The sequence below is a fragment of the Flavisolibacter ginsenosidimutans genome, from assembly GCF_007970805.1.
GTDB classification, from domain to species: Bacteria; Bacteroidota; Bacteroidia; order Chitinophagales; family Chitinophagaceae; genus Flavisolibacter; species Flavisolibacter ginsenosidimutans.
This window is the reverse complement of sequence record NZ_CP042433.1, coordinates 1,233,011-1,247,298: the sequence shown is the minus strand read 5'-3', so window position 1 is coordinate 1,247,298 and position 14,288 is coordinate 1,233,011. Positions and strand designations below refer to the sequence as shown.

The window sequence follows — 14,288 nt, the reverse complement described above, 5'->3', positions numbered from 1 at the left end:
CAAATAAGAAGGGTAAATGAGTAAAGTACCCAAAATGGAGGGTAATCCGTGGAATTCGAGGGGTGGCTGGACAAGAGCTAAGCCGTCTTAATTTTAAACCTTCGCTGTATCACTGGTCAATGCGCTTTATTTCTAGTTGCAAGAATGCTACGACAACCAGTAATCACCCGACTAAAAAATTTACGGCAATTTCATTTATATAGCTCTGAGTATACTTACACCGCCTTCGAACAGGCTGCACGTCTTCTCGGGCAATTGTCAACGACTCAAGGAAAAGCGCCAATTGCTTCGAGGATCCGCAAATTACCCAGCATTGCTTAGCAAAGCGTGTGAGGGTCAATAGCTTTAAAGATGGAATCCTTGTACAGATGATGTACCTTACTATTATAAAGTGCCGCTATGAGTTTACATCCTCATAAAAGGCAATTTCCACAGCGCTGCAAAGGATACCTTATTGGCTGCCTATTGGTACCACTTTCTCTTTTTGGCCAGCCAAAGCAAATTGACAGCCTTTCCAGTGTTTTGCTCACGCTACACGATACGCTTCGCATTGATTGCCTGAATAACATCGGCTATCAATACATTCTCGCCGACAAAAAAGATTCCGCTGTTTGGTATGCAAGCCTGGCCTTGCAGAATGCAAAAAGCAATCATTACGTCCACGGTATTGCGGTAGCGTATTCGCGGCAATCGCAAATTGCCAAACATTTTGACGACGACTTTGTCAAATCGGAAGAGTTGGGAAGGGAATCACTCAGCTGGTTTGAAAAGACGCCGAACAAAGAAGGGCTGTACACATTATACGTTTATTTATGGTACACCGTTTTTTCACAGAGCCGCTTTGACGAGGCCATGGTGTATTCACAAAAGCAACTGGCACTGGCGAAACAAACCGGGAACGAAAGTGACATGGCCGACGCAATAGGGTCCATTTATGCTGTTTATCGCCAAAGCGGCAACTACGAAAAAGGTTTTCAGGCCGCGCAGAAAGAAAGGGACTTCGCTTTAAAAACAAAAAACAAAATTTGGATATCTACTTCGCTTTATTGTTTTGCCCAATTGTATGAATTAATCGAAGATTACCGTGCGGCTTTACGCTATTTCCGCAACGTATTGGAGACAGACGATGAAGAGACGAAAAAACACAGGCTGGATGGCGATGAAGACATTTGGTTCAAAATGGAGTTTACCGAAGCCTTTAGTCATTTGCACCAATTCGATTCGGCCTGGCATTATTACAACTTGTTTAAACCGGAAAATGACAAACCGCAAAACATGCGGGTGTGGTGGATTAGCAGCGGCGAGTGTTACCTTGAACAAAAGGACTATGTGCACGCACTTCAAAATTTCAAACTCGGTCTTGCGGAACACCTCAGGCTGAACGACCGCAACGAAATCATGCGTTCATTACTTGATGTCGGTAAAGCTTATGTGGGCTTGGGCAACAATGCTGAAGCTTTGCGATACGGTCGCGAGGGCCTGAACATCGCTCTTCAAACAAAAGCCAAACAATTTATCCGCGACGGTTACCAAATTCTTTCGACCGTTTTTGACAAGTTGCATCAAGCAGACAGCGCTAATTTTTATTTTCGGCAGTACATAATCATGAAGGATGAAGTGTTAAACGACCAGGCTAAGGGTCGTTTCGCCGCTTATAATTACGAACAAAAAATTGCCGCTATCAACGAAGAAAAAAGACTGCAGCAAGCGACGTTACAAAAGGAGGCACTGTTTCGCAAAGCGTTGTTTACCGGCCTTTTTTTGTTAACGCTGTTGTCGGGGGTAATCATTCGCAACGTGACACTCAGGCGCAAGCACGAGAAACAAAAGCTGCAACACGAACAGCAGCTGCAAAAATTAGGATGGGAGCAGCAGGCATCGGAGCTCGAAATGCAGGCTTTGCGTGCACAGATGAACCCCCACTTTATTTTCAATTCCCTTAACTCCATCAATCACTTTATCCTGCAAAACAAAAAAAGCGAGGCGTCGTCCTACCTCACCAAATTTTCGCGCCTCGTGCGAATGATTCTTCAAAATTCACAATCCCCGCTAATCCCGCTTGAAAGCGAAATAGAAGCGCTGAAATTGTATTTGGAACTGGAAGCGCTGCGCTTTGACCATCATTTTATCTACAACGTTTGGGTTGACGAAAACCTTGACCAAACGAACATCAAAGTGCCGCCACTGCTTATTCAGCCTTATGTCGAAAATGCGATTTGGCACGGGCTGATGCACAAGCCCGAAAAAGGACACCTAAATATTGAGATTACCGATGAGGCAACCACCTTGCTCTGCAGGATTACCGATGACGGCGTAGGCCGTGAAAAAGCCGCGGCACTAAAAAACAAATCGGCTCCGCTGTACAAATCCATGGGGCTGCGCATTACTGTTGCACGTATTTCAATGCTGAACCGAGGCAGCGAGCCGAAAGACGCAGTAATCATAAACGATCTAACGCTTCCAGACAGCTCGGCCGGAGGAACGGAAGTCGTGCTCAAAATTCCTTTGCGGTATGATTAAAGCTATCTTGATAGACGATGAACTCCATTGCCTCGATACGCTTAGCATATTGCTGAAAGAATATTGTCCAGGTGTTCAAATCATTGCGCAATGCCGTTCGGCCAATGAAGGACTCCAAGCCATCAAAAAGCAAAAGCCCGATCTAATTTTTTTGGACATTGAAATGCCCGGCATGAATGGGTTTGAACTGCTGGAACATTTTACTGAGATTTCATTCGCCATCATCTTTACTACCAGTTATGACCAATACGCCATCAAGGCCATTCGCTTTAGTGCACTGGATTATTTGCTGAAGCCCATTGACCCAACCGAATTAGCCATCGCAGTAAAAAAAGTAGAAGAGCAACGGCCTTTACCGGTAGCGGAACAATTTCAAATGCTGCTCAAGAGGCTCCAAAACAATGATCATCCTTTTAACAAGATTGCCGTGCCAACAGTAGAAGGCTTTGAAATGATCGCCGCAGACAATGTTGTTCGTTGCGAGGCTGACGACAATTACACGCATCTGTTTTTAAAAAACAAAACAAAGGTGACGGCCTGCCGCACCTTAAAGGAAATGGAAGAACAACTCCGTGACTTTCTGTCATTTGTCCGTGTCCATCATTCTTATGTTGTCAATTTAAACGAGGTGACCAAGTATGTCCGCGGCGAGGGTGGGTATTTGGTGATGACAGATGGAAGTACGGTAAATGTATCACGAAGTAGAAAGGAAGCGCTATTGAAATTATTCTAACCATGCTCCGGGCCTTTTTTATCTTCCCTCGTTTCCTTGCCTTCAAAAACTCTTTCATACCTGCCAACTACTGCTTAAATCCGCAAACTGCTCCCTATGCCTCGTTTTGGGTTTTTCATCAAGGTAGTTTTAACCTGCAATCGACACAAACATTCACCCAAAAACGAATTATATGAAAAAGCAATTTTTTCTTCTGGCAGTAACAGTAGGCAGCACATTTTTTTTAAATGCCCAGAATGCACAGCAGGTTTCATTCAAAACAACGACGCCAACGGAAACATCAGTAAGCAAACCGGCTCCTTTGCCAAAAGCAATCAAGAGTTTTTATGCCGGCAATCCATTGATAAAAGATGCAAAATGGGCTTCAACTAAGACAGGATACGTGGTACGCTATGCGGATGCTGTCATGGATTTCACCGTCTTCTTGGATAGCAAAGGAAATAACGATGGTTCAATCAAATTTTATAGCGAGAAAGAGTTAAACAGTGACGTTCGGCGATTGGTGAAAAGCAGGTATTACGATTATACGATCAAGTCGGCAAAGGAAGTAACGTTTAACAATACAACAGCCTATCTCATTACCATTGAAGATGCAAAAAGCTGGAAAGTTGTGCATGTGGTAAACCAGGAAACAGAGATTGTGGAAGATCATTTAAAAGGCTAAGGCATCGCATAGCAGCAACTGCCTTGCAAAAAATGCTCTCCACATGGTGAGGGCATTTTTCTTTTGCCCGTGGAAGTGGAGCAGAACATACAAAGGGGGCACCCGGTGATTAACGGATCTGATATCGTAGCTGGGCAATTCAATGTTGTTCTATTGGTCAGCACTTGTTCACCAGCTGCCATAGCCACAGGTCGCATGCTTGCAGCCATCGTAATGTCCAGTTAGACCAACGTTGCACGTTAGGATAGTGCCTGATAAAGCGTAGAGACATTCAAAAGCATCATTATGAAAAGAAAGTTCAGTAGCTTTAACAGGACCGCTTCCTTTCCCCGGGTAAAGCATATTCAAACTTCAATTTGATTCATATGCAATGGAAGTTTGTACAGGGGTTTATCACCTCCCTTTTCGTTGCGTGTATTTGTCTATCCTGCAAAAGAGAGATGTCATGTGAAAGTTGTATAGCCCAAAACCAACCTATAGCTTTAGCTGGGCCGGACATGGCTATTACTTTACCATTGGATAGTGTCTTGTTGGATGGCAGCAAGTCCAGCGATCCGGACGGGAAGATCAATGCATGGCAGTGGACAAAGTTAACCGGTCCTGCTTCTTTCACAATCGCGAGTGCCACCGCTGCAACTACAATTGTGAAGAACCTGAAACTGGGAGCCTATCAATTTGAATTGACGGTAATCGATGATAAAGGTGCATCTGCAAGAGATACGGTGATGATAACGGTAGATTCAACTGCAACAAGCAATCATCCGCCCGTGGCCTGTGCCGGTGCCGACCGAACCATTACATTGCCCACCAATGCAGTGACATTAGATGGAAGTTGCTCTACTGATCTTGATCATGACATTACGAGCTATTCATGGACAAAGCTTACAGGTCCTTCATCTTTCAACATCACGAACGCAGCTGCAATACAGACGCAGGTCACTAATCTTACAGAAGGCACGTACCAATTTGAACTGAAAGTAACCGATTCAAAAAGTTTGTTTACAAGAGACACGGTAAAGATTACCGTCAATCCCGCAATTGTGGTTGCATGCGACAATAGCAACAGGCCTCTTGTCAATGCACAATTGATACCCATTGGCACACTCTCGCAAGCAAGAGGGGCAATAGCTGTTGCCTCAGCCGGTAACAAGATTCTATTTGCAGGAGGAGTAGTTTACACGCACTCTTCAAGAGTAGATATTTATGATATAAGTACCAATAAATGGTCAACGGCTGAATTAAGTGTTGCCCGTCATAGGATTGCCGCTGTTGCTAATGGCAATAAAGTATTTTTTGCCGGTGGTGAAATAAGTGATGGGACGGTTCCGACAGACGTAGTAGATATTTATGATGTTTCAACCAATACATGGACGGTGGCTCATTTAAGCCTGGGTGGTGATGATATAGCTGCGGCAGCCGTTGGCGACAACGTTCTTTTTGTCGGGGGCGATGGTGGATTTTCGGGTGGTGAAGCCCGCGCGGGGAGAGTGGATATCTATAACCTTGCAACCAATACCTGGTCAACAGCCTCACTCAGCCAATACAAGGTTAGAGGACATGTGGCTGTTACGGCGAACAACAAAGTTTACATTTCCGGTGGATCGACATCATGGCTTAATGACGGTCCTTTTAATGAAATTGAGATTTACGACAACGCAACCAACACCTGGTCAACAGCAACAATGCAGGAAGGAAGATACAACCATGCTGGGATCGTAGCAAGCAACAAAATCTATTGGGGTGGAGGTGGCACTTGTTCGGTAGAGATACGAGATGTCAACACCGGCAACAGCACCACTCAGTACTTGTTCCGCCCAACAGGTTGGTCAAAGGCCGTGTTCAAAGGCAATAAGATTGTTTTCTTTGGCAACGGCACTGACAAATTTGACATCTACGACATAACGGGCAACACATGGTCAATTGGTGTATTGCCGTTTGCCTTAGGAGGCATCGCCGTCATTTCGGTGAACAACACGATTTATGTAACGGGAGAAACAATAACTGGAGTTCCTTCCGACAAGGTTTGGAAGCTGGAATTTTAAGAATTGATTTTTGAAACTAATTCTAAAAATTCTTACCTGGATTCTGCTTTCATGGATGCTCATTTTTTATTCCTGTATGAAAGAATATTTAAGGCCGCTGTTGGCATTCCGGATGGCTTCTGTGTAAGTGCCGCACTAACAGTACCATCATAGCCGGTTGTGTTTTCTTTCTGCGTTTCCTGTTCTTTGTTGTGGGGGCAGCCGCCGGGCAAAGTGAAGGAGAATAACTTAGGTAAATTAATCTAATCAATATAAGATGATCTCAGATGTGAGTTAATTTGAATAGACTCGCCGGGTTTGGTGGAAACAACCGGGGGGAATTCGAACCTGCGAATGGATGATGTAGAAGCCATTGAGCGATTTGCCCTGCATAGGCGGTTACATGAAAAGTAGGCGCTTGACTGCTAACGGTTCCTTTACAATTGGGACAGTTAATTGCTTGCCATTGGCAAGGTGCAAATGAAATAATGGATTATTTTTATGTGACAACCGCTGCTTATGTTGCTCCTCGTTCGTCTTGCACCCCTTTATCACCGCCGTCAGGAAAGCATTGCCCTCAGATTTAAAGAACGAGAACTGGAGCGCCTTGTTCGTACGCTACCGCAGGCACGCTGGAGCGGAACACACCGCACCTGGTACGTGCCGTTCACCAAATTTCATTACCGATCGCTGGTTGAAAAACTAAAAGGCGCGGACGTCGAAATTGACACAAGCCTTCTTAAGCGCTACCTCGAACAGCGAAAGACGCTACTGCTGGTAAGAGCCACTGGTACAACGACCGTGTTCACGGTCAACCAAACGCAAGCGTCGCTGCTGTTAAACAAACAACTTTGTCCTGAAAACCTTCAAGCTTACCGTCTCTTTATAGAAAGGCTTACTTTAAAGGGCTACAGCCCCAGCACGATCCGTACCTACCGCACCGAGTTTCTTTCGCTGCTGCGCATTTTGGGAAAACAGTGGGTGGCCGAATTAACGGTGGAGCGATTGCGCCGCTATCTTCTTTATCTAATGGAAACAGAAAAGCTCTCCGAGGCCACCATTCACAGCCGGATCAACGCCCTGAAGTTTTATTACGAGAAGGTTCTGGGCTGGGAGCCGCTTTTCTTTGAACTGCCACGGCCTAAAAAGCCGCTCAAGCTGCCCAAGGTACTCGGGGAAGAAGAACTACGAAGGCTTTTTAACGCTCTAACCAACCGGAAGCACAAAGCCATCCTTTTTACGGCTTACAGTGCCGGTCTTCGCGTTTCAGAGGTGGTGCATCTAAAGCTCTCGCACGTTGACCCGCACCGTATGCAACTCTTTGTGGAAAGAGCCAAAGGAAAAAAGGACCGCGTGGTCAATCTAAGCCCTGTTTTACTTGACGTGCTCAGGGAATATGTGCGCTCGTGCAAGCCTCGTCCCCATGTTTACGTCTTTGAGGGTCATTTGCCGGGTCAACCCTATTCAGATTCGAGCGCCCAACGCGTGTTTCAACTGGCGCGTGAGCAAGCCGGTATCAAAAAGGATGTTAGTTTTCACAGCCTGCGTCACAGCTTTGCCACCCACATGCTGGAAAAGGGTGTAGATATTCGCTACATCAAGGACATCCTGGGCCACTTCAGCATAAAGACCACCGAACGATACCTCCACGTAAGAAAAGAGCAACTTGTAACCCTTCCCTCCCCCTTGGATGACCTCTGGAAAAACGGAGGTGTTGAATGGTAGGAAAATTGGCTTGCCGGCTATTGCAACCTGAAAAAGCGAAAAGGATTCGTTTGACAATCAATTTTTTAAAAATCTTTGTAGAAATGATGGATGCCGGCTATTTTAGTGTAAGCTGCAATTTTTATGAGGCTCCAAATCCTAACGACATTTTTGACAGGCATATTTTTCTTTGGCTGTTCTAACGGGCAGACAAAGAGTAATCCTATTGTTGATACACAACCCAACAAGACTATGGACAATTTTGAATACACTTTCAAATCGGCACACCCGAAAGCACAAGCTTTAATGACAGATGAATTTTTCTGGAGTCCAATCGAAGAAACTGCACCATTCGGAAGTGACGATGGTTCTGATGCGGCATACGGCTTTAGGCAATGGAGACTTGTAAACAAAACTGCAAGCCCTATGAGTTATTTAAAAGACCTGATCGAAAGGTGGCAGTATCCGTACTTCAACTACAACGAAATGGATACAACAAAAATCAAAGAGTACATTGGCAGAAAAGCAGATCTTGACGAAGCAACAATTCAACAACAAATTCAAACGATGAAGGAAGTAAGTAAAAATTCGGCTGACACTTCATCAAGGAAGTTGGATGACAACGAGCTAAGAGAAATAATAATTTCATCATCGAATAGTATGGGCATTCATTTCCTGGTGGGACAAGACAATGCAATAATTGGAACTGGCTTTGCGCAATTTGTTTTGGAAGGACGCATTGACAACGACATCAAAAATTTGACCATCACGGCAATTAAAAGGCAATTACTTCCTTTGCTTATTAATCGTTGGGACGATGACTACCGAGACAAAAGGAAACAACAGTTGACAAGAATGCTTGAAGTCATAAATAGGGCAGGTTCATAGTTTCATGGTGACTAAAACAGCAGCTTACAGCGGTTTGCTACTGTGCTGGCTGACGAATAAATCTTCAACAACAAATCGCTATCAGCAGCAGTCCAGTGCGACCCAATTCTAATCATCAATTGTTCTTTAATTCATCATTCGTATTTTTAATCGGCTTCTGTTACGGGCTGACTATCATAAAATATCAGCAGAGCAGCAAGCCGGTAGACGTTGGGCGTAACCTAAGTGTTCCTATGTTTGAACGGATTCCCACCTTTGAGCGCATGCTAAATGAGCGGAACGCTCAGCTCTCTGAGCCAGTAAGTCTTTATCTGTCGATTGCGGAAGAACTGGAGCGCCACCCTGGTCATGAATTTAAAGGAAGAGCAGCCTTTATCCGGGACCAATGCAGTGGGTTTGACGCGGGAAGGCTGTTTCAGAAATATCGCAAAGCGTGGAATATACCGCTGTTTGCCGAGGGCATTTTGGACGTGTCCGACTTTAAAAGAGGCTTTCTCTACCGCTTTCGCGAATACAGCACGTCCTGGAATGACAGTCTTGCGGCAAAGGATTGGTTTCTTCGCTCAGAAGAGGCGCGTGCCGTTCGGCGCTACGAATTTCGACATTGTGATGATGGATTCGAGCAATGTTCAATTCTCATAGAAGGCAGCTACCGGCAAATTCTCGAGCGATTGCTTCAAGACGGTGATTACGCGGTATTGGCCAGCCCTGCTTTTACTAAATCTGATTTAGACAGTTTCATTAAGTCTTATATACCGGATAAGGGAGACTTTACAATGGAGCAAATCATTGAAGACTATATTCAGCATAACCCTAACTATTGACCGGCTACGCCCAACAGCAGCTTTGCGCAATTGCGGTTTGATCGCAAACGCTCTGCAAAATATCTTTAGGCAGCTTTAGTGCAAGGGTTCGGCTGAATAACAACAAATGCCGCAACTGCTGAAAGCTTTAAAACGTTGGTGGCAATTCCACATAGACTGCATTATGAAAGAGAGACAATCGGTAAAGTTTGCGAATTGGACGAAAACCAGAGAAGAATTGTATAGGAAAGAAAGCAATGAAATTCTCTATAGAACAAAATCTGAAATCATTTTCGAAAACGACTTCGTTTTTACCGTAACCAATAATCACAAAACCTTATTGCTGACAATAGACAATCCCAAAACAAAATGGTTTCAGGTTTGGCTTAAACTCAGGGACGAAAAATGAACATTTTGTTTGTTTGCAGTAGAAATATTTGGCGAAGCCCGACGGCAGAAGCCATCTATAAACAAAGACAAGACCATAACGTTAGGTCGGCAGGAACAGAACCGTCTGCAAGAATTAGGGTTTCTTCAAAAGACATTTTATGGGCCGATATAATTTTTACAATGGAGAAGAAACATAAGCAAAGGCTGGTAAACAATTTCCCCGTTGAGACAAAAAATAAACAGCTCGTTATTCTGGATATACAAGACGACTATAAGTACATGGACGAAGAACTTATTGAAATGATTAAAATTTCAGTTGACCCGTATTTATAGCCGAACAACTGCCACCAACAAAGTATTTATGCAACAGTGGCAGAAGTACATGTTATCAGCCTTTGACTTTCAACTCGGCTTTCTATCTTTAGGTTGAACTGACGGAACAGGAATGCCACCGCTGCATAAATACCCGTTCCGTTGTATGCCATAATAAAATGACCCGTCTACTATTCATAATTTTGACACTATTTAGTTCGACACATTCTATGTCTCAATCAACAACTTTTTCTCAGAGAGTAAATGAACTTTTTTTTGGTGTTGACATTTCAAACAAATCTGCCTCACTTTTAGACAGTTTACTTTCCATTCCTCAACTTCATCACAGCGACAATGGTGTAAGACAATGGAATTTAAATGTCGCAATGGAAATGAAGTCGGACAAAGCCTGGTCTTCAAGACATCAATTTTCTTTTTCTGAAAGCCCACTACCTGACTTGCAAATTGAAATGGGGACAATTGAAGTAACACTTGGCGAGACAGACAGTGTTAAGAAGTTACTTAATTTAAATTGGCATGTTCAATTTAGCGACAAAGTATCAGCAACAAAATACTTTGACAAACTCAAGCAATTATTTGGTGATTTAGCGACTAAGAAAAAATTTGAGAAAGACAAAGATATTGGAAACATCGCTCAATTTTCTACACGTAATCCAGTAGACACAGGAGTTCGAGATATTACCCTGTTCTTAGGTAAATCGCCAATGACAAACAAGTATCAAGTTTCGCTTATGCTTGGAACTGAATTTATGGACGAATAATTACGGCATACAACAGACGGTTTGGCAATATGGCGGGGCGACGAATATATTCTCAACTTTTTGTTCGCTAATCGGCTTCAGTTCCAGCCGACGGAATACTAATGAGCAACAGAATTAACAATGAACTTTTGTAACTTTATTCAGCAGCGGTTACGGGCTGACGATTTTCAAATACCGCCACATCGCCAAGCCGTTGTCCGTTGGCTGCAAGCTTTATTCCACCATGCAAGACTGTTACGAAATAAAGAAAACGGATGAATTAGTAAAGCATCTTAAAAGCAATGGTCGAACTGACCCATATGAAGATTTCGACTATCAGTTACAGACAAACTATGCTTGGGTCTATGAACTCAAAAACGGTCAAGTGGTTCTTATCGGTAATAGCTTTCGGCACGGTGGACTACTTTTCAGGGACAAAGAGTGTTTTAATGGAATTGTCAAGGCAGACAAGTTTCCGATAGAAAACCCCGATAAAAGCCTTTACGACTTCGAGATTGACAGAATAAAAACAATTCATAAGCGGATTGACTTTTACAGAAATCACCTTAACACTGTTTTGAAATTTGACTTTCAAGAACTCACACGTGAAGCCGCACAAGCCTACATCAAAAAAGTAGTGGGTAGAACAATCAAAAAACTTACGACCGACACCGACTTAGTGGCTTTGATAGCCATTTTTGGCGAAATCATGAGACGTGAAATAAACGGTAAGTGGGTTTTAGAAAAATGGTATGGCACATTCAACCCCTACTTTATGCCAAAGATTTTAAATCCAAAGAACAAAATCATACCAATCAATGACTCTGTTCTTATTTCAATCAAATGGAAAGTGACCTTTATTGACACAATCCTAAACAACACAGAAGGCGTATTAAGTTTAAAAGAGACACGAAAATATCATGAGTGCGTTGTGTTAACTGACTAAGCCAGCAGCCAACAGCAGTTTTGCAAAAGTTGGACTGACGAACTAAATTTAATCTGTAAATCGCTATTCAACTTTTGTGCAAGTGTTAGGCAGACGAATAAGAAGTTCCCAACCTTCGCAAAGCTGAAAGACGTTGGCGGTCATGCTAAACCTCCTCTTTACAAAAAGACCGTTTTAACAGTGAGAAATTCATTAATTTGTTATTATCAAAACTCTTGGTTATGAGAAACAAATACTTCTCTTCTATTCTCATTTTGACGCTTGTTTTTCTTACATTAACTCTAAGCAATTGTAAAAAAACAGACGAAAATAATAAGCCAACGACGCTCCCTCCCTCCAATTCTGACAGCACCTTAAATAAAAACGTTGTCATCATTGATAGCACACGGCTTGTCCTAACCTCAGATACAACGCAATTGAACCAAGGCCATTTGGAGTTTAACATTATTGGTACAGCACCCAAAATAAACGTGAACGACGTACTGGTTGGGGCAACCAGCGGGGGATACATTAAAAGAGTGTCTTCAGTCAGTCAACAAGGAAGTAAACTCATTATTGAGAGCAGTCAAGGAACAATGGAAGACGTCTTCAACAATGCCCGTTTTGGCTTTAGTACGACGATGGATAGCTTGAAAAATGGAAGGATAGCTTCAGGGTATCAATTTGACGTAAGCGGCAAATCGCTTTACAACGACGGGGTGACGATAATTACGTTGGATAAAGGAGTGATTGACATTGACGGCAATTGGAACTTCGGTTTCAACTTTAAAAACGCTAAACTCGATTCCTTTGAACTGTCGAACAAGAACGCAACCTTTAACGGGCAGTTCGTTTTAAACGTTACCTCACAGGCCTCAACGGTCGCGGAACACACGTCCACGCTTGGAAGAATCGCCAAGTACAACACCTTTTTGGTAGGTGGTGTGCCGACCGTCGTTTACACCGAGGTAGAGTTGCGCTGTGTCTTCTCAGCCAGCATTTCTGCAACCATCAAACGGAATCTTCAAATAACAACCACGAACACGGCCAACTTCGGAATAAAGTATAGTAACGGGCAATGGCAGAACACATTTAGCAACGCATCCAATTCTGGCCTTAGCGTCGGCGACAGGTCCGGTAACGCAAATGCAGAAGTCAAAATGGCCATTGTGCCTTACGTGAGTTTTCGCTTGTACCGGATTTTAGGTCCGTACGCTTCAGTAGGCTTAAAGGAATTGGTGAAAGGAAACGTTGCCTCTCCGTCGTTGGATTGGGATTTTTATGCAGGTGCTTGGGTGCAAACAATTCTTGGGGTACGGGCCACCATTTTCGGCAAATCCCTCTTCGATTACAGCAAAGAATGGAACACGGACACGGTTAAATTCCAAACGCCTTATAAACTTGAAAAGACGTCAGGAGACAATCAAACGGGTACAGCCAACCAATACCTAAGCCAACCTTTGAAAGTGCACGTTGTGGATAACAACGGTGTGGGTGAGTCAAACGTGCCCGTTTATTTCGCCGTCTCGGCAGGAGGCGGGTCTGTGGAGACGGCAAGCATCTTAAGCGATAAAGACGGCTATGCACAAACCCGGTGGAAGATTAGTTCGCAAAACGTTATACAGACGGTTGATGTGAAAGTAAAACAGGCCGATGGGACGTTGGTAGACGGAGCACCGGTCCAATTTGCCGCATCCGCAAATCCTGCAACGTTGGCCACTGTAACGACTAACTCGGTCACGTCGGTTACAAGTTCAACGGCAACGTCTGGTGGAAACGTTTCAAGTGATGGAGGCGCAGCGGTAACGGCAAGGGGTGTTTGTTGGAGCACATCTCAAAACCCAACAATTGCCAACAATAAGACGTCGGATGGTTTAGGAAGTGGCAGTTTTACCAGTAACATAACTGGGCTTACTGCAAATACCACCTACTATGCAAGAGCCTATGCGACTAATAGTGTTGGCACTGCTTATGGAAATCAAGTGAGTTTTACGACAAACGCGGCGGTAAATTTATTAAGCATAGCAGGAACTTATTCCGGCACTTGTACCGCAAGTATTGATGGGAGCCAAACTGCTGTGAATGTTAATTTGTATATTCTTAATAATGACCCAAGCTTATTGCAAATTAGCATGACGTTTCCTGCTGGAAATATTTTGTATGGTGCTTACAAAGGTACAATCACAGCAGATGGAACTTCAATTACATTTACTGAAGCTATTTCTAGTGGAGTTTCTTGCGGAATGCCTTACGCTGATTTACTTGGACAATCTTGGACAATTTCAGGAAATAAAATGACGGGCAATGGCAATAGAGTTGCTTACTGCTATCCAAACAGTTCGTATAATTCTCCCGCAACATTTAATCTTTCGAAATGAAAAATAAGCTTGGAAATGCATAAGGGAATTAAAGTGTAGTAATAGCATGCAAATGCACGAACCGCCAACATCGGCTTGCCGCAATGCCGGTAGACATAGGCGCAGCATCAACAGCAGTTTGCCTATTCAGCACCGGTTCCAGCTTAACAGACCGCTATTGAGCAGCAGTATAAAACTTGTACATTAATT

11 protein-coding genes and 1 pseudogene are annotated in these 14,288 nt (G+C 43.6%); all 12 read left to right on the top strand.

All coding sequences use genetic code 11. From position 1 onward, the window contains the following. Positions 1-399 precede the first annotated feature (399 nt). The 12 genes and pseudogenes from FSB75_RS05155 to FSB75_RS05105 all read left to right on the top strand — a co-directional run bounded on the left by FSB75_RS05155 (position 400) and on the right by FSB75_RS05105 (position 14,099). Positions 400-2,520, top strand: coding sequence for a tetratricopeptide repeat-containing sensor histidine kinase (locus FSB75_RS05155; protein WP_146783771.1), 2,121 nt, complete (start codon positions 400-402; stop codon positions 2,518-2,520). Next, positions 2,513-3,253: a LytR/AlgR family response regulator transcription factor gene (locus FSB75_RS05150; protein WP_146783768.1), complete on the top strand. Its 741-nt coding sequence runs from the start codon at positions 2,513-2,515 to the stop codon at positions 3,251-3,253. The genes FSB75_RS05155 and FSB75_RS05150 overlap by 8 nt, the downstream gene beginning before the upstream one ends. 172 nt (positions 3,254-3,425) lie before the next feature. Beyond that, positions 3,426-3,917 carry a hypothetical protein gene (locus FSB75_RS05145; protein WP_146783765.1) on the top strand — a complete coding sequence of 164 codons (492 nt, stop codon included), beginning with the start codon at positions 3,426-3,428 and terminating at the stop codon, positions 3,915-3,917. Positions 3,918-4,282: 365 nt separating this feature from the next. Next, positions 4,283-5,959 carry a Kelch repeat-containing protein gene (locus FSB75_RS05140; protein ID WP_146783762.1) on the top strand — a complete coding sequence of 559 codons (1,677 nt, stop codon included), beginning with the start codon at positions 4,283-4,285 and terminating at the stop codon, positions 5,957-5,959. A 498-nt stretch (positions 5,960-6,457) separates the two neighbouring features. Beyond that, positions 6,458-7,663: a tyrosine-type recombinase/integrase gene (locus FSB75_RS05135; protein WP_146783759.1), complete on the top strand. Its 1,206-nt coding sequence runs from the start codon at positions 6,458-6,460 to the stop codon at positions 7,661-7,663. 150 nt (positions 7,664-7,813) lie between these two features. Continuing rightward, the gene (locus FSB75_RS05130; RefSeq protein ID WP_146783757.1) at positions 7,814-8,530 is read left to right on the top strand and encodes a hypothetical protein; all 717 of its coding nucleotides are present in this window, start codon (positions 7,814-7,816) and stop codon (positions 8,528-8,530) included. Positions 8,531-8,763: 233 nt separating this feature from the next. Further along, a complete protein-coding gene (locus tag FSB75_RS05125; protein ID WP_146783754.1) occupies positions 8,764-9,354 on the top strand; it encodes a hypothetical protein in 591 nt (196 codons plus the stop codon). Positions 9,355-9,738: 384 nt separating this feature from the next. Further along, positions 9,739-9,846 (top strand): annotated as a pseudogene (locus FSB75_RS22345) (arsenate reductase/protein-tyrosine-phosphatase family protein); the annotation flags it as partial. Positions 9,847-9,903: 57 nt separating this feature from the next. Then, complete coding sequence (locus FSB75_RS21980) at positions 9,904-10,056, top strand: hypothetical protein (protein ID WP_227990971.1); 153 nt, start codon at positions 9,904-9,906, stop codon at positions 10,054-10,056. 209 nt (positions 10,057-10,265) lie between these two features. Further along, on the top strand, positions 10,266-10,817 hold the full coding sequence (locus FSB75_RS05115; RefSeq protein ID WP_146783748.1) for a hypothetical protein: 552 nt from the start codon (positions 10,266-10,268) through the stop codon (positions 10,815-10,817). Positions 10,818-11,040: 223 nt separating this feature from the next. Then, complete coding sequence (locus tag FSB75_RS05110) at positions 11,041-11,742, top strand: hypothetical protein (protein ID WP_146783745.1); 702 nt, start codon at positions 11,041-11,043, stop codon at positions 11,740-11,742. A gap of 221 nt (positions 11,743-11,963) precedes the next feature. After that, positions 11,964-14,099: a hypothetical protein gene (locus tag FSB75_RS05105; protein WP_146783742.1), complete on the top strand. Its 2,136-nt coding sequence runs from the start codon at positions 11,964-11,966 to the stop codon at positions 14,097-14,099. Positions 14,100-14,288: the final 189 nt, after the last annotated feature.